Origin of the sequence: Citrobacter portucalensis, from assembly GCF_023374935.1 — a bacterium.
Lineage (GTDB): Bacteria > Pseudomonadota > Gammaproteobacteria > Enterobacterales > Enterobacteriaceae > Citrobacter > Citrobacter portucalensis.
This window is the reverse complement of record NZ_CP092466.1, coordinates 2,486,773-2,502,817: the sequence shown is the minus strand read 5'-3', so window position 1 is coordinate 2,502,817 and position 16,045 is coordinate 2,486,773. Positions and strand designations below refer to the sequence as shown.

At 48.8% G+C, this 16,045-nt stretch carries 14 protein-coding genes and 1 pseudogene; 9 read left to right on the top strand and 6 right to left on the bottom strand.

Translation table 11 applies throughout. The annotated features are described in order from the left end of the window. Window positions 1-3: 3 nt before the first annotated feature. The gene (locus LY264_RS12210; RefSeq protein WP_003833199.1) at window positions 4-270 is read right to left on the bottom strand and encodes a putative hemolysin; all 267 of its coding nucleotides are present in this window, start codon (window positions 268-270) and stop codon (window positions 4-6) included. 274 nt (window positions 271-544) lie between these two features. Between LY264_RS12210 and nifJ the strand changes: the two genes are divergently transcribed. From nifJ to LY264_RS12185, 5 genes are all read left to right on the top strand, one after another. Continuing rightward, entirely contained in the window at window positions 545-4,069 is a 3,525-nt protein-coding gene (gene nifJ / locus LY264_RS12205) for a pyruvate:ferredoxin (flavodoxin) oxidoreductase (protein WP_071692407.1), read from the top strand. Window positions 4,070-4,436: 367 nt separating this feature from the next. Further along, window positions 4,437-5,591 carry a porin OmpC gene (gene ompC / locus LY264_RS12200; RefSeq protein WP_016150305.1) on the top strand — a complete coding sequence of 385 codons (1,155 nt, stop codon included), beginning with the start codon at window positions 4,437-4,439 and terminating at the stop codon, window positions 5,589-5,591. Window positions 5,592-5,738: 147 nt separating this feature from the next. Continuing rightward, a complete protein-coding gene (locus LY264_RS12195; protein ID WP_003833205.1) occupies window positions 5,739-5,951 on the top strand; it encodes a KTSC domain-containing protein in 213 nt (70 codons plus the stop codon). Between the two features lie 81 nt (window positions 5,952-6,032). After that, the gene (uspF, locus tag LY264_RS12190; protein WP_003833207.1) at window positions 6,033-6,467 is read left to right on the top strand and encodes a universal stress protein UspF; all 435 of its coding nucleotides are present in this window, start codon (window positions 6,033-6,035) and stop codon (window positions 6,465-6,467) included. Window positions 6,468-6,630: 163 nt separating this feature from the next. Further along, window positions 6,631-6,852, top strand: a complete 222-nt coding sequence (locus LY264_RS12185) for a hypothetical protein (RefSeq protein ID WP_128317125.1) — start codon at window positions 6,631-6,633, stop codon at window positions 6,850-6,852. Between the two features lie 104 nt (window positions 6,853-6,956). Here LY264_RS12185 and LY264_RS12180 read toward each other — a convergent pair whose 3' ends face one another. After that, window positions 6,957-7,118 carry a hypothetical protein gene (locus LY264_RS12180; protein WP_165612486.1) on the bottom strand — a complete coding sequence of 54 codons (162 nt, stop codon included), beginning with the start codon at window positions 7,116-7,118 and terminating at the stop codon, window positions 6,957-6,959. Between the two features lie 407 nt (window positions 7,119-7,525). Between LY264_RS12180 and LY264_RS12175 the strand changes: the two genes are divergently transcribed. The 3 genes and pseudogenes from LY264_RS12175 to ttcA all read left to right on the top strand — a co-directional run bounded on the left by LY264_RS12175 (window position 7,526) and on the right by ttcA (window position 9,338). After that, window positions 7,526-7,768, top strand: a complete 243-nt coding sequence (locus LY264_RS12175; RefSeq protein ID WP_048223925.1) for a DinI family protein — start codon at window positions 7,526-7,528, stop codon at window positions 7,766-7,768. Between the two features lie 321 nt (window positions 7,769-8,089). Beyond that, window positions 8,090-8,353 (top strand): annotated as a pseudogene (locus LY264_RS12170) (tyrosine-type recombinase/integrase); the annotation flags it as partial. Window positions 8,354-8,402: 49 nt separating this feature from the next. Beyond that, complete coding sequence (gene ttcA / locus LY264_RS12165) at window positions 8,403-9,338, top strand: tRNA 2-thiocytidine(32) synthetase TtcA (RefSeq protein ID WP_048223931.1); 936 nt, start codon at window positions 8,403-8,405, stop codon at window positions 9,336-9,338. A 78-nt stretch (window positions 9,339-9,416) separates the two neighbouring features. On the opposite strand, the gene dbpA is transcribed toward ttcA, so the two are convergent. The 4 genes from dbpA to LY264_RS12150 all read right to left on the bottom strand — a co-directional run bounded on the left by dbpA (window position 9,417) and on the right by LY264_RS12150 (window position 13,509). Beyond that, entirely contained in the window at window positions 9,417-10,790 is a 1,374-nt protein-coding gene (dbpA, locus tag LY264_RS12160) for an ATP-dependent RNA helicase DbpA (RefSeq protein ID WP_048223933.1), read from the bottom strand. A 28-nt stretch (window positions 10,791-10,818) separates the two neighbouring features. Next, entirely contained in the window at window positions 10,819-10,986 is a 168-nt protein-coding gene (ynaL, locus tag LY264_RS25920) for a proline-rich small protein YnaL (RefSeq protein WP_095533097.1), read from the bottom strand. A 275-nt stretch (window positions 10,987-11,261) separates the two neighbouring features. Then, window positions 11,262-12,245, bottom strand: coding sequence for a zinc transporter ZntB (gene zntB / locus LY264_RS12155; RefSeq protein ID WP_032943570.1), 984 nt, complete (start codon window positions 12,243-12,245; stop codon window positions 11,262-11,264). A 154-nt stretch (window positions 12,246-12,399) separates the two neighbouring features. After that, window positions 12,400-13,509 (bottom strand): methyl-accepting chemotaxis protein, encoded by a 1,110-nt coding sequence (locus tag LY264_RS12150; protein ID WP_071692408.1) that lies wholly within the window; start codon window positions 13,507-13,509, stop codon window positions 12,400-12,402. A 411-nt stretch (window positions 13,510-13,920) separates the two neighbouring features. On the opposite strand from LY264_RS12150, the gene LY264_RS12145 reads away from it, so the two are divergent. Further along, the gene (locus tag LY264_RS12145; RefSeq protein ID WP_048223936.1) at window positions 13,921-16,035 is read left to right on the top strand and encodes a putative bifunctional diguanylate cyclase/phosphodiesterase; all 2,115 of its coding nucleotides are present in this window, start codon (window positions 13,921-13,923) and stop codon (window positions 16,033-16,035) included. Window positions 16,036-16,045 lie beyond the last annotated feature (10 nt).

Sequence of the window (16,045 nt, the reverse complement as noted above, 5' to 3'; positions counted from 1 at the left end):
GGCTTAATAGCTCCCACAACTTCCGGCGGCAAGCGACTGCTCACTACAGCGTTTGCCGTTGGGTAGCGCACACATCCCGATAGCAGAACCATCCAGTTGACGAGCAACAGAGAGCGAACCGCCAATCATGGCGCAATTAGCTTCTCCTGAACTGGACATTGCTGCCTTCATGCCCGGTGCGACATGCGCGGCGGTTGCCTGCTGAACAGGTTCGCTGCTACAAGCCGATAATAATAACGCGGCACATCCTACCCAAAACGCTGCGCGCATCTTACTCCCCTCTGAATATTAACCAAACGACACAGCCATAAATAATAGGCAGCGGAAACACCGCCGTCGAGAGGCAAAATACGCATTTATGCGTACTGTTTACATTTTCTGGCAATTTTTTGCCTGCTCCTTTGATCAAACCATTCATTCTGTTTATTCCAGGGACACAAAAGCGAAAATCTGTCTTTAGCGCTTTTGCTAAAATAGAAAGATAACTACAGGACTCGCCGCTGTTACGCGTGTCCCTCTTTTTGCGCAATGTAAGGGTGTCAGTATGATCACAATTGACGGTAATGGTGCGGTTGCTTCAGTCGCATTTCGTACCAGCGAGGTTATCGCCATCTACCCGATTACGCCCAGTTCGACGATGGCTGAACAGGCAGATGCCTGGGCCGGGAACGGGCTTAAGAACGTGTGGGGGGATACCCCTCGCGTCGTAGAAATGCAGTCAGAAGGCGGCGCGATCGCAACCGTTCATGGCGCGTTGCAGACCGGTGCGCTCTCTACGTCGTTTACCTCATCGCAGGGCCTGTTGCTGATGATCCCAACGCTGTACAAACTGGCCGGTCAGTTGACCCCGTTTGTACTGCACGTTGCGGCTCGTACAATTGCAACTCACGCATTATCGATCTTTGGCGATCATTCCGACGTGATGGCGGTGCGCCAGACAGGATGTGCGATGCTGTGTGCCAGCAGCGTTCAGGAGGCACAGGACTTTGCGCTGATTTCGCAAATTGCCACCCTGAAAAGCCGGGTTCCGTTTATTCATTTCTTTGATGGTTTCCGTACATCCCATGAAATCAATAAAATTGTGCCACTGGCCGACGACACGATCCTCGGATTGATGCCGCAGACGGAAATCGATGCTCATCGCGCTCGGGCGCTTAATCCTGAGCATCCGGTTATTCGCGGTACGTCTGCGAACCCGGACACCTATTTCCAGTCACGCGAGGCAACAAACCCGTGGTACAACGCGGTTTACGATCATGTAGAACAGGCGATGAACGATTTCGCCGCAGCGACAGGTCGCCAGTACCAGCCATTTGAATATTACGGCCATCCTCAGGCTGAGCGCGTCATTATCTTAATGGGCTCGGCGATTGGAACCTGCGAAGAAGTCGTTGAAGAACTGCTGGCGCATGGCGAGAAAGTCGGCGTTCTGAAAGTGCGTCTGTTCCGTCCATTCTCTGCCAGACATTTACTGCGCGCGCTGCCGGAAACCGTACGCAGCATCGCCGTTCTTGATCGCACCAAAGAACCAGGCGCACAGGCAGAACCGTTGTATCTGGACGTAATGACCGCGTTAGCAGAAGCCTTTAACTGTGGCGAGCGAGAAACGCTGCCGCGCGTGATTGGCGGACGTTATGGCCTTTCTTCCAAAGAGTTCGGTCCAGACTGCGTGATGGCAGTCTTTAATGAGCTGAGCAGCGCGAAGCCGAAACCTCGCTTTACGGTCGGTATCTATGATGATGTCACCAACTTGTCGCTACCGTTACCGGAAAACACCCTGCCCGGTACGGCTAAGCTCGAAGCGCTGTTTTACGGGCTGGGCAGCGACGGTAGCGTGTCAGCCACCAAAAACAATATCAAAATTATTGGTAACTCGACGCCATGGTATGCGCAAGGTTATTTCGTCTACGACTCGAAAAAAGCAGGCGGTCTGACAGTCTCCCACCTGCGCGTTAGCGAGCAGCCTATTCGATCAGCGTATCTGGTTTCACAAGCCGATTTTGTTGGCTGTCACCAGCTGCAATTTATCGATAAGTATCAGATGGCCGAGCGCCTGAAACCAGGCGGTATCTTCCTGCTTAATACGCCATACAGTGTGGATGAAGTCTGGGGTCGTCTGCCACAGGAAGTTCAGGCGGTACTGAATCAGAAGAAAGCCCGTTTCTACGTGATTAATGCGGCCAAAATCGCCCGCGAATGCGGTCTGGCAGCGCGTATTAACACCGTTATGCAAATGGCCTTCTTCCATTTGACGCAAATCTTACCCGGCGACAGCGCGTTGGCTGAATTGCAGGGGGCGATTGCGAAAAGTTACAGCAGTAAAGGACAGGACCTGGTTGAACGTAACTGGCAGGCTCTGGCCCTGGCGCGCGAATCCGTCGCCGAAGTAGCACTCCAGCCGGTTGATCCGCACAGCGCAAACCGCCCACCGGTGGTTTCTGATGCCGCACCTGATTTCGTGAAAACCGTCACCGCGGCAATGCTCGCCGGTCTGGGTGATGCCCTCCCCGTATCCGCGCTGCCGCCAGACGGTACCTGGCCAATGGGCACCACGCGTTGGGAAAAACGCAATATCGCCGAAGAGATCCCCATCTGGAAGGAAGAACTGTGTACCCAGTGTAACCACTGCGTTGCCGCTTGCCCGCACTCGGCAATCCGCGCCAAAGTGGTTTCACCTGAAGCGATGGAAAACGCCCCTGCCAGTCTGCATTCTTTGGATGTGAAATCACGCGATATGCGCGGTCAGAAGTATGTCCTGCAGGTTGCACCAGAGGATTGCACTGGCTGTAATCTGTGTGTCGAAGTTTGCCCGGCAAAAGATCGCCAAAACCCGGAAATCAAGGCCATCAATATGATGTCGCGCCTTGAGCATGTTGAAGAAGAAAAAGTTAACTATGACTTCTTCCTCAATCTGCCGGAGATCGACCGCAGCAAGCTTGAACGCATTGATATCCGTACCTCGCAGTTAATCACTCCGCTGTTTGAATATTCCGGCGCCTGTTCTGGTTGTGGTGAAACACCGTATATCAAACTGCTTACGCAGCTGTATGGCGACCGCATGCTGATCGCTAACGCGACCGGCTGTTCATCGATTTATGGCGGTAACCTCCCTTCAACGCCGTATACGACCGATGTCAATGGTCGTGGACCTGCGTGGGCAAACTCTCTGTTCGAAGATAACGCCGAGTTTGGTCTGGGCTTCCGCCTGACGGTGGATCAACACCGTGTGCGCGTCATGCGTTTGCTGGAGCAGTTTGCGGATAATATTCCGTCTGAACTGAATGACGCCCTGCATGCTGAAGCGACGCCAGAAGTACGCCGTGAGCAAGTTGCTGCGCTGCGCCAGCATCTGAAAGATGTCGAAGGTGCACAGCAACTGTTAACCGATGCCGACGCGCTGGTCGAGAAGTCCATCTGGCTGATTGGCGGCGACGGCTGGGCTTATGATATTGGTTTTGGCGGACTGGATCACGTCCTGAGTCTGACCGAGAACGTCAATATTCTGGTGCTGGATACCCAGTGTTACTCCAACACGGGTGGACAAGCGTCGAAAGCCACACCGCTTGGGGCGGTTACCAAGTTTGGTGAGCATGGCAAGCGCAAGGCTCGCAAAGATCTTGGCGTCAGCATGATGATGTACGGGCATGTTTATGTCGCACAGATTTCTCTGGGCGCCCAGTTGAATCAGACGGTCAAAGCTATCCAGGAAGCTGAATCCTACCCCGGCCCGTCGCTGATTATCGCGTATAGCCCATGTGAGGAGCATGGCTATGATCTCGCGCTAAGCCACGATCAGATGCGTCAACTCACGGCTACCGGATTCTGGCCGCTGTACCGCTTTGACCCACGCCGAGCAGACGAAGGTAAGCTGCCGCTGGCGCTCGACTCGCGCCCACCGTCAGATGCGCTGGCCGAAACATTGCTTAACGAGCAGCGTTTCCGCCGCCTGAACGCCCAACAGCCAGAAGTTGCAGAACAGCTGTGGAAGGATGCGACGGCTGATTTGCAAAAACGCTACGACTTCCTGGCCCAACTGGCAGGCAAAGCGGAAAAGAGCGGTACCGAATAATACGATTTTCTCAGTATTAGCCCGGAACCAAAAAAAAAGCCCGAACAGTTGTTCGGGCTTGTCAATTTATTCGCTGGCTAATTAATAAGTGTCATCAATATACCAACGAAAAATAAAACGTGACAACAAAGGCATATAACACGCGCAGAATAGCCCAACAAAATTCAATTGTATAATTTTTATTTTATATATATTTTCATTAACTCATTCATGTCAACTATCACTATTTCCGTAGAATTATTTGTTTAAGGTTTTACTTAAGACGTAACAATTCATATTTATCTCTTTACGGAACTTCTCCTTTAGCATGCTTTTACTCCCTACATGGGTAGTCACAGGTTAATAAAAAAACTAAAGGATTATTTCAATGAACAGAAAAGTACTGGCTCTCGTAATTCCTGCCCTGCTGGCTGCAGGCGCTGCTCACGCTGCTGAAGTTTATAATAAAGACGGTAACAAATTAGATCTCTACGGCAAAGTAGACGGCCTGCATTATTTCTCTGACGACGCTAACAGCGATGGCGATCAGACTTATATGCGTATGGGCTTCAAAGGCGAAACACAGGTTAATGATATGATCACCGGTTATGGCCAGTGGGAATATCAGGTTCAGGCCAACGGCACCGAAGGTGATAAAGGCGACTCCTGGACTCGTCTGGCATTCGCAGGTATTAAAGTCGGCGACTACGGTTCATTCGACTACGGCCGTAACTACGGCGTAATGTACGACGTTGAAGGCTGGACCGATATGCTGCCAGAATTCGGTGGCGACTCTTACACCAAAGCTGACAACTTCATGACCGGTCGTGCAAACGGTGTTGCAACCTACCGTAACACCGACTTCTTTGGTCTGGTTGACGGTCTGAACGTTGCACTGCAGTACCAGGGTGCGAACGAAAATCAGTCACCAGAGCAAGAAGGCACCAATAACGGTGGCGACGATCGTAACATGAAGAACTCTAACGGTGACGGCTTCGGTATCTCCTCTACCTACGATCTGGGTATGGGCGTAAGCTTCGGTGCGGCATACACCTCTTCTGACCGTACTAATGAGCAGGTAAACCACTCTACCGCAGGTGGTGATAAGGCTGACGCATGGACTGCTGGTCTGAAATACGACGCGAACAATATCTACCTGGCAACCATGTACTCTGAAACCCGCAATATGACCCCGTATGGTGGTTCTGACGGTAGTGATAATACTATTGCCAACAAAACTCAGAACTTTGAAGTAACTGCACAATACCAGTTCGACTTCGGTCTGCGTCCGGAAGTTTCTTTCCTGATGTCTAAAGGTAAGGATCTGACTATGCCAGGTACTGCTGCAAGCCCAGCAGGAACAAGCGGCGACAAAGATCTGGTTAAATATGCTTCCGTAGGCGCTACTTACTACTTCAACAAAAACTTCTCCACCTATGTTGATTACAAAATCAACCTGCTGGACGAAGACGACAGCTTCTACACTCGCAATGACATCTCTACCGATGACACTGTAGCACTGGGTATGGTTTACCAGTTCTAAGTTCGTCAGCCCGCTGGCAACGGCGGGCTATCCTTATTTTCTGTGTAACTCTGTTTTATCTCATTCAAAACATTATATCTGTTGCGTTAAAACACATCTCTGATAGATGATATCTTGCATTAAGGTCTGTAGTAGAGGATACCTGCAATGAATCATCATCCTGTAAAATCATCCCGTATTGCATCCGTCGGCTATGACGAATCCTCTTGCACGCTAGAAATTCGCTTTCACCAGTTGGCTACGCTGCAATATCAGCAGGTCCCTGCCCGTATTTTTCGTGATTTCCTGATCGTGGTCTCTAAAGGCCGATTTTACGATGGGGTAATAAAAGGCAAATTTCCTGAAATCAAAATAAAGTGATGCCAAAATGTGATCGTTGTCATTGTACATAAAGTGCCATTACGCGGTAAGCTTTAGGTGGATACTTAAACAGGAGGTTTTATGAACAGAACGATTCTTGTACCCATCGATATTTCAGACTCAGAATTAACTCAACGCGTTATTGCCCATGTTGAAGCAGAAGCAAAGATCGACGATGCACAGGTTCATTTTTTGACCGTCATTCCGTCATTGCCCTATTACGCTTCCCTGGGACTGGCCTACTCGGCAGAGTTACCGGCCATGGACGATCTGAAAGCCGAAGCGAAATCTCAACTGGAAGAGATTATCAAGAAGTTCAATATCCCAACGGACAGAGTGCACGTTCATGTCGCAGAAGGTGCGCCGAAAGACAAGATTCTGGAGATCGCTAAAAAATTACCGGCTGATATGGTCATTATTGCCTCACACAGACCTGACATCACCACCTACCTGCTGGGCTCTAACGCCGCGGCGGTAGTGCGTCACGCGGAGTGTTCGGTACTGGTAGTCCGCTAAGCTGTCTGGCCCGCACATCGTTGCGGGCTTTTTGTTTCTACGCCTTATCCCCCACGATTCCTGTCCTAAATGTGCTGACATTTTTCCCGCCAGAACATTCAGCACGTTGCCGCAAAAGGCAAACTTACTTGTTCCTTTATTAAGCGCCTGTAGTTTCAGTTTTATGAAATTTGATAATGATCCACTTGTGCAAGCAACCTACGCCCCTAATGCGACAAAATCTACAGTTTTTGCCGCAGGTGGAAAACCAGATAGTGAGATAAATATTCCGGAAATCAATGGGACTTGCATCAACTACACCTTAAGAAAAGATGCAGAGACAATGTCTTTTTATGTGGCATTCGATAAGAATGGGAATAAAAAACATTTTGGCTATATCTCCTGACAACAGGCGAGAGATAGGGGAATATTTAGCCAATAAGGAAGATTAGAATACCATTCCTCTTATATCAACTAAGATAATAGAGGAATAGATTAATTGCTTATAAATTAGTATCCTGCAGCCTTATTTGCTGCTTTTATGCGCTTATTTCTTGCGTCTTTTTCATTTTTGTCTTTAGCTTGCATTATCCCACTGGCGGCATCCAACCAATCATTTGTTGTGCATCCTGACAATGCCATGCTCAACATTAGTGCTAACACACACTTCATTTTAACTCCATCATTTATTTTTTGTACAAATAACGTCCGTGTAATACTTAATGTATTTAACGATTATGCAGACAATTTAACAAATAACCCCAATCCTGGCAAGGCGTCATTTAAACAACCCGTTAAGCGATGAGGGTATCATTACCATTTTTTAAATGAGGATAATCAAAAAGAATAAATCGGTCCGCAAAAAGATATATTACATAATGGACCCTATGTTTCTACGCATCTATCCTACATGACTATCCTAAATGACAGTTCGATGCACAGATAATATCGATGGTACGGCTCTCGCTTTCCTGCGTTGATGTATCGCTACGTCGCGACAACATTACGTCCTCTCTTGAAACCCAGGTAAAAACAGAGTATAAATACTGTATATAAACCCAGCAAATGAGCGATAAGCAATGTTCGTGGAACTCGTTTATGATAAAAGGAATTTTGATGGTCTGCCCGGCGCAAAAGATATTATTCTGGGCGAGTTGACCAAGAGGGTTCATCGGATCTTCCCCGATGCTGAAGTTCGGGTTAAACCGATGATGACACTTCCGGCGATCAACACTGACGCCAGCAAGCATGAAAAAGAACAGGTAAGCCGAACGGTTCAAGAAATGTTTGAAGAGGCTGATATGTGGCTGGTTTCAGATTAAGCACCTTGAACCGTCATATTGCTTAAGTACCATCCGCTGTGACTGGCAATCATTCTATACTCGCACTATCGGACGTTTGCCGGTCGGCCGCAGCCATGCTCTTGCATACGGCATGGTTGCGGCAGTTCGCCACACCCTGCGTTTTTCGCTCCCTGACATTGCTCGTTGATAGTTCAGAACTGAATTATCTGTCGGTAAGTTGCTCCACAATTTTCTTCAGCGCTTCAATATCTGCTTTCAGCTGATTAATTGCTTCCTGTCCGGGGCCATGTACCTTTATTCAATCATGCTGTTCGTAGTTTATTCTGGTCTGGTCACGAAGAGCAAAAATCTTACTACTCTATGAGTAACATCGGTGCCAGATAGAACTCAGCTGTAAAACGTGCTGGTATTCGTCGCCGTAATCCGTACCATACGCGGCATACTTTTGCCTGCTGGCAGTAATCGGCTGGAGCGAACCCATCATTTATAGCTAATCAGATGGGGCATGAAAACGCGCAAATAGTGTACGACGTCTACAGTACATGGATTGAAGAAATGAATGACGATCGGGTTGCAATGTTGAATAACCAACTAGCCCTGTGATTGAAGTTTGCCCATTATATGCCCCTTTTGGTTTTTGAGAACGGTAAGAATGCAAGATAATCAACAAGTTACAAAGAAAGAACAATACAACCTGAACAAACTGCAAAAACGTCTGCGTCGTAACGTGGGCGAAGCCATTGCCGATTTCAATATGATCGAAGACGGCGATCGCATTATGGTGTGCCTTTCCGGCGGGAAAGACAGCTATACCATGCTGGAGATCCTGCGTAATTTGCAGCAAAGCGCCCCGATCAGTTTTTCCTTAGTTGCGGTTAACCTCGATCAAAAACAACCCGGTTTCCCGGAGCACATTCTGCCAGAGTATCTTGAACAGCTGGGCGTTGAGTACAAGATTGTCGAAGAAAACACTTACGGGATCGTCAAAGACAAAATCCCAGAAGGCAAAACGACCTGCTCGCTCTGCTCTCGCCTGCGTCGCGGCATTCTGTACCGTACGGCAACCGAGTTAGGTGCCACCAAGATTGCGCTCGGCCACCATCGCGACGACATCCTGCAAACGCTGTTTTTAAACATGTTCTACGGCGGGAAAATGAAAGGCATGCCGCCGAAGCTGATGAGTGATGACGGTAAGCACATCGTGATCCGCCCGCTGGCTTACTGCCGTGAGAAAGATATCGAGCGTTTCTCCGAGGCGAAAGGTTTCCCGATTATTCCGTGCAATCTGTGCGGCTCACAGCCTAACCTGCAGCGTCAGGTCATTGCCGACATGCTTCGTGACTGGGACAAACGCTATCCAGGCCGCATTGAAACCATGTTCAGCGCAATGCAAAACGTTGTACCTTCACATCTGAGCGATATCAATCTGTTCGATTTTAAAGGCATTAAGCACGGCTCAGAGGTTGTGAACGGCGGTGATTTAGCGTTCGATCGTGAAGAGATCCCGCTGCAGCCTGCGGGCTGGCAGCCAGAAGAAGATGATGCTCAACTGGATGAATTACGCCTGAACGTGGTGGAAGTGAAGTAAGCGTCTGTCAGGCCTACAACGTGCATAAGCGCCTGTAGGCCTGATAAGCGGAGCGCCATCAGGCGCCCCAACGGGTAGTTATTTCAATAACCGGACCCGGCAAGTCTTGCCTTTAATCTTACCGTTTTGTAATTGCTTCCACGCCTTGTGCGCTATGTTCTGGCGGACGGCGACATAGACGTGTGCCGGATGAACAGTAATTTTGCCGATATCAGCGCCATCCAGGCCAATGTCACCGGTCAGAGCCCCCAGAACATCGCCAGGACGCATTTTCGCTTTTTTACCGCCATCAATGCATAACGTCGCCATCTCTGCTTCCAGCGGCAGGATTGAGCCGTTAACTGGCGCAGTTAGCCAATTCAGCTTCAGTTGCAGCATTTCAGAAAGGATGTTGGCACGCTGCGCTTCTTCCGGCGCACAGAAGCTAATCGCCAGACCGCTGTTGCCGGCACGCGCGGTACGTCCGATACGATGGACGTGGACTTCCGGATCCCACGCCAGTTCGAAGTTAACTACCAGCTCAAGTGATTTGATATCCAGGCCACGTGCGGCCACATCGGTTGCGACCAGGACGCGCGCGCTACCGTTGGCAAAACGAACCAGCGTCTGATCGCGATCGCGCTGTTCCAGGTCGCCATGTAATGACAGTGCGCTTTGCCCTGCCGCATTCAGTGCATCGCAAACGGCCTGACAATCTTTTTTGGTGTTACAAAAAACCACACACGATGCGGGTTGATGCTGGCTGAGTAGCTTTTGCAGCAGCGGAATTTTTCCGTGGCTGGAGGTTTCGAAAAACTGCTGTTCAATCGCCGGTAACGCATCGACCGTATCAATTTCAATCGTTAATGGATTTTGCTGTACCCGGCCACTGATAGCAGCAATGGCTTCCGGCCAGGTTGCGGAAAACAGCAAAGTCTGACGTGACGCAGGCGCAAAGCGAATGACATCATCAATCGCATCGCTAAAGCCCATATCCAGCATGCGGTCGGCTTCATCCATAACCAGCGTATTCAGGGCATCCAGAGAAACGGTGCCTTTTTGCAGGTGGTCAAGTAAACGACCCGGTGTGGCAACAATAATATGTGGTGCATGTTGCAGGGAGTCACGCTGTGCGCCAAAGGGTTGCCCACCGCACAACGTTAAGATCTTGGTGTTTGGCAGGAAGCGCGCTAAACGACGCAGTTCACCCGCCACCTGGTCGGCAAGCTCGCGCGTTGGGCACAGCACCAGAGACTGCGTCTGAAACAGCGCGGCATCAATATGCTGTAATAGCCCAAGACCAAAAGCAGCCGTTTTGCCACTGCCGGTTTTAGCCTGCACGCGAACATCTTTACCTGCCAGGATTGCCGGTAACGCAGCAGCCTGAACAGGCGTCATTTCAAGATAGCCCAGCTCGTTAAGATTCTCGAGTTGAGCAGCAGGTAAAACATTCAGGGTTGAAAAAGCGGTCACAATTTAATCTCGCGGTAAAAACTCACATTCAGCAGGCGCGTATCCTCGCAGATCTGTGCCCGTGATGCGACAATTTAATCGGTTCTTCATCCGGCGGCGGATCCGGCATGGGCTGCGGACGAGGTATGGGATCGGGAATGGGAACCGGATCGGTCGGTAGCGAATCAGTGTTCGACGTTGCAATCAGACAGGTCATATACCCCTCCAGTCATTCAGGTTGACTCTTTTAGGGTAGACGCTGATTTCCTGCGGGCAAAAAAAAGCCGACTAATCTAAGTCGGCGTCGTACGAATCAATTGTGCTATGCAGTAATTCAAAAAAGGAAGTAAGACAATATGGAGCGCAACGCCCATCGCTTGACGTTGCATTCACCTGCGAGAGAGATATTGCCCCGAATAGGTAGATGGTTTATTGACTTCGCTCAAAAATCAGGACGTTTTCATGCGCAAAAGCCACTAAAAAACGTTGTTGTTACAACCATTTACTACGGTGCAACCATAAAGTAACACCACCAATCAGGACCACTAACAGAATACAAAAAAGTGAGAAACCAAACTGCCAACCACCGCCGGGGATACCGCCGAGGTTAACGCCGAAAAGCCCAGTTAAAAATGTGCTGGGAAGAAAAACCATTGCCATCAATGACATTGTATACGTTCGGCGAGCCAGAGACTCCTGCATCACCTGCGCAATTTCATCCGCCATAATACCGGTCCGGGCAATACAGGCGTCTATTTCATCCAGCCCTCTCCCCAGCCTGTCAGCGATATCCTGCATCCGTCTCCGATGGTCGTCGGTCATCCAGGGTAAACGTTCACTCGCCAGACGGGCATAGACATCACGCTGTGGTGCCATATAACGGCGCATCACAATTAGCTGCTTACGCAGTAAAGCCAAAAAACCACGCGGTGGGATCTGCTGATCGAGCAGGTTATCTTCCAGATCAATAATCTTGTCGTGCAGCTGTTCGATAAATTCGCTGGCATGGTCGGTTAGCGCATCACACACATCCACCAGCCAACTGCCACAATCAGCCGGTCCTGTCCCTTCCTGGAGATCGCTGACCACATCATCCAGTGCCAGCACTTTGCGCTGGCGGGTTGAGACAATCAGACGTTCATCCATATATAAGCGCATCGCCACAAGTTGGTCAGGACGCTCGTCGGTGCTGCCGTTAATACAGCGCAGTGTAATCAGCGTACCTTCCCCGACTCTACTGACGCGTGGGCGTGTACTTTCGCCTGCCAGCGCATCACGCACATTGTTGGGAAGAAGAGGTGTTGTCGCCAACCATTGGGCGCTTTCAGGATGGGTATAATTAAGATGTAGCCAGCAGGGATGCTGACTATCGATAACATCGTTATCTTCCAAGGGTTTCACCCCACCCCGGCCATCCAACAGCCAGGCAAACACGGCATCCGGCACATTAACATCCGTTCCCTTAATGGCTTCCACAGCGCCTCCACAAACATTCAGCTTTTTTCGTTAGTCTAGCTGTCAGAATATGTTAAGCAATATCTCATTGTCCCATTGTGCTGAAATGATTCATAAAAATATCTGATAATACAAAAAGCGCCGACGATTGCGACGCTTGCATCGAGATGTCCGGTTAAGCCCGCTGCCATCTCGCTGACTCAAGAGCGTTACTTAAGCGAAATTTATGTGTTCGCGACTGGAGATCAATCACCTGGTTTTTCAGGATACCTGAGGAATCAGAAAGCTCATCAACCATAATGGCATTACTTTGGGTTACATTCTCCAGTTCGGCCAGTGCATGAGTAATTCTGATAATTCCTTTCTCCTGCTCCTGTGTAGTGGTTAATATCTCGCCCATCAGTTGGTTTAATTGACCGGCACCACCGACAATATCATGCATATTTTTTTCTGCTTCACGCACAATAGCTGCACCTTGCTGAACATTTTGATGGGTTTGCGCAATCAGCTGCTTAATATTCTTAGCAGCATCCGCACTTCGGTGTGCAAGCATTCTGACCTCACCGGCCACCACGGAAAAACCTTTGCCATGTTCACCGGCCCTCGCCGCTTCCACGGCAGCATTCAATGCCAGAATATTTGTCTGGAATGCGATACCATCAATTAGCGTAATAATTTCCGTCATCTGCTGTGCACATTCGGTGATTGAACGCATATTTGTCGCAACCTGCACCATTAATTCGCCACCCTGAATGGCGCATTGCGTGGCAACTGTTGCCTGGACGCTGGCGATTTGCGTGTTGTCAGCATTATTTCGCGTATTAACGGCTATCTCATCCATATTAGCAGCCGTCTGCATCAATGCTCCGGATTGTTGTTCCGTTTTCACTGAAAGCTCGGCGCTGCGTTCCGCAAGCTGTTCAGAGAGCGCCATCGCCGTTTGCGAGGATGTTCTGATCTCATTAACGAGTGTTGAAATATTACTCGATAAACTATTGATGCCCGGTATTAGTCTACCTGCACAATTATTACCAAACTCTGGAATACTGATCGCCAGATTCCCAGACGTCACTTCCTCAATGCTCCTTTTTACCGTATTGATCGGCATGACCAGGTATTTCGTCATATACCACCATAAGCATAATATAGAAATAAGGCTTACCACATTCGTACCAATTATAATTTCCGACGTGGCCGAGAAAATCATCTCAACAATATTGAGAGCAACCGCCGAAATGAGCAGAAATAAAATAATGAAGGTTCTGACGCTAATATCATTTAACATTTTAGTCCTGTGCACAAAGAAATCATGTAGATATTATTTTTTATAGCACCTGCAATGCAGAATGCCATTGCTCTGCGACGAAAGCTGAATTTTCAATGAGAGCCTGCAATCCTTTTACTTAAGGCAAGAAATTGCACCTTTTATTTCTGTTAGTTCAGTGTTTTATTCCATCAAATGGCTGTAATGGCGCCAGGCATCAGGTTATTGTGATGACAAGCACATGGAGAGCATAAAACGCACAGAACTATAAATTTGGTGAATGTTTATATAAGTAATGACTCGCTATTTTCACTATTTTCCTGTTTCCTCTAATACCAGTGTAAAAACATAAGAACATTCCCGGTGTTATCATGTTAACTGGACAAAACCTGCTAGATTTATTACCACGGCTTTTTTTCGATAGGTAGTATGATGTTGAACGTGTCGTGGGACCCTGTATTGATTGGGATTTCCTTTGTTGTCGCGTTTATTGCCTCTTTTATTGCTCTCGATAGTGCGGGCAAGGTGGCAATCTCCAACCGACGACAATCTACCTTCTGGCGGCTGTCTGGCGGGGCTACGCTAGGGATGGGTATTTGGTCAATGCATTTTATCGGTATGCTGGCCATGAAGATGAGTATGCCGATCAATTACCATTTTTCGCTCACGGCATTTTCTTTCTTTATTGCGCTCATTTCTGCAACTCTCGCCATTAATATCGCCATTTCCGGTAATACGCTTTCAACAAAACGATTAGTCGTAGCCACAGGAATATTAAGCGCCGGTGTCGTCACCATGCACTACGTTGGCATGTATGCCATCATTGAGCATGTTGCCATCCTATGGAGTCATTCGCTGATACTGCTCTCAGTGATGATTGCCATCGTTGCATCTGGTGTGGGTTTGTGGCTGGCGTTTCATTTACGCCAAAATACCCGTCGAGCCCTGATCAATCGGCTTGTCGCCGCCTTTATTATGGCGCTGGCGATTGCCTCTATGCATTACACCGGGATGGGAGCGGCAACATTCACCCATTTTGGACACTCTGTACACAATGGGCTCAGCACGCTGGAACTCTCTGTCTGGGTCTGCGCCGTCACGCTGGTTATTTTGGGTATCATGCTGGTGGTGTCGATGGTGGATTCGCAACTGCGTACCTCCCGGCTGGCAGACAACTTACATCAACTTAATTGCCAGCTTGAGCATCAGGTCCACTTCGACGCACTGACCGGACTTGCCAATCGCACACAGATAGATGCCTGCTTACAGGCCTGTCTGCAGCATTCCAAACTGGATCAGCATCAATTTGCTCTGGTATTCATCGACCTCGATCGCTTCAAAGTCGTTAACGATACCTGGGGACATCACATCGGCGATCAGTTGCTGATCGCCAGTACGCAGCGAATCTACAGCTGCCTTGATGACACCATGACGCTGGCGAGGCTGGGGGGAGATGAGTTTATTCTTCTGGTTCCTGACTGCAATAAAGAGGATATCACCGCTCTGCTGACCCGGATTGCCGCTGCGATTGGCGATCCTTTCACGCTTTTTGGGTACACCATTCGGGTTTCGTTAAGTGCGGGAAGCAGTATTTATCCTGAGCATGGTTCCACGTTGCATGAGTTAAAAGTAAAGGCTGATATGGCGATGTATCATGTCAAACAGGCTGGCAGAAACGGTTGGGCTATTTATAGCCCAGAAATGGAAGCTATCGCCGATACACCGCCGACATTTTTACAGGAACTGTCACAAGCTCTGGAACACGATCAATTTGAGCTTTGGTACCAACCCAAATACACCGCCGGAGATCATTCCCTGACCGGTTTTGAAGCGTTATTACGCTGGCATCACCCGGAACGCGGCATGCTGTTACCCGCAGAGTTTCTGCCTGCGCTGGAAGAAACAGGGCTTATCATTCCGGTCGGGAAATGGGTTATCCAGCAGGCATGCCAGCAGTTACATCAATGGAAGTTACAGGGCCATGCGGAATGGACCCTCGCCGTTAATCTTTCCCCTTCCCAGTTTGAACAACATGACATCGTTGATGTGGTTTGCAGCGCCCTTGCACAATATCAACTGTCACCTGCATATCTCACGCTGGAATTGACTGAAAGTACAGCACTTAAAAATTTAAAACGTAGCGCTGAAGTCTTAAATGCATTTTCAGCTTTAGGGATCACCGTTTCTATTGATGATTTCGGTACCGGTTATTCAAATATATTGATGTTGAAGTCTCTTCCGGCACGGGAATTAAAAATTGACAGAGTATTTGTTAAAGATATCAGCGAGAACAGCAAAAATACAAAGATTGTGTCTACTATTATTGACATAGCCCACTCCATGAATATGCAAGTGGTGGCTGAAGGAATAGAGACCCAGGAGCAGGAAATACTCCTGACCCAGATGGGATGTGGTGTGCTGCAAGGTTTCTTGTTTGCAAAACCGTTGCCTGCGCATCAGATCCATGAATTGATTCCAACGGAAAGCAACATTAAGCAGCAGCGAATCGTACAGTCTTTGTCTCCTCAACAATCAATAACATTATGAGACTGTAATA

What these genes read in the sequence shown, in the direction of transcription:
- uspF (WP_003833207.1), top strand. Translation starts at nt 6,033, where the DNA reads ATGAACAGAACGATTCTTGTACCCATCGATATTTCAGACTCAGAATTA.
- nifJ (WP_071692407.1), top strand. Translation starts at nt 545, where the DNA reads ATGATCACAATTGACGGTAATGGTGCGGTTGCTTCAGTCGCATTTCGT.
- LY264_RS12185 (WP_128317125.1), top strand. Translation starts at nt 6,631, where the DNA reads ATGAAATTTGATAATGATCCACTTGTGCAAGCAACCTACGCCCCTAAT.
- ynaL (WP_095533097.1), bottom strand. Translation starts at nt 10,986, where the DNA reads ATGACCTGTCTGATTGCAACGTCGAACACTGATTCGCTACCGACCGAT.
- ompC (WP_016150305.1), top strand. Translation starts at nt 4,437, where the DNA reads ATGAACAGAAAAGTACTGGCTCTCGTAATTCCTGCCCTGCTGGCTGCA.
- LY264_RS12150 (WP_071692408.1), bottom strand. Translation starts at nt 13,509, where the DNA reads ATGTTAAATGATATTAGCGTCAGAACCTTCATTATTTTATTTCTGCTC.
- ttcA (WP_048223931.1), top strand. Translation starts at nt 8,403, where the DNA reads ATGCAAGATAATCAACAAGTTACAAAGAAAGAACAATACAACCTGAAC.
- LY264_RS12180 (WP_165612486.1), bottom strand. Translation starts at nt 7,118, where the DNA reads ATGAAGTGTGTGTTAGCACTAATGTTGAGCATGGCATTGTCAGGATGC.
- LY264_RS12145 (WP_048223936.1), top strand. Translation starts at nt 13,921, where the DNA reads ATGTTGAACGTGTCGTGGGACCCTGTATTGATTGGGATTTCCTTTGTT.
- LY264_RS12210 (WP_003833199.1), bottom strand. Translation starts at nt 270, where the DNA reads ATGCGCGCAGCGTTTTGGGTAGGATGTGCCGCGTTATTATTATCGGCT.
- LY264_RS12175 (WP_048223925.1), top strand. Translation starts at nt 7,526, where the DNA reads ATGTTCGTGGAACTCGTTTATGATAAAAGGAATTTTGATGGTCTGCCC.
- LY264_RS12195 (WP_003833205.1), top strand. Translation starts at nt 5,739, where the DNA reads ATGAATCATCATCCTGTAAAATCATCCCGTATTGCATCCGTCGGCTAT.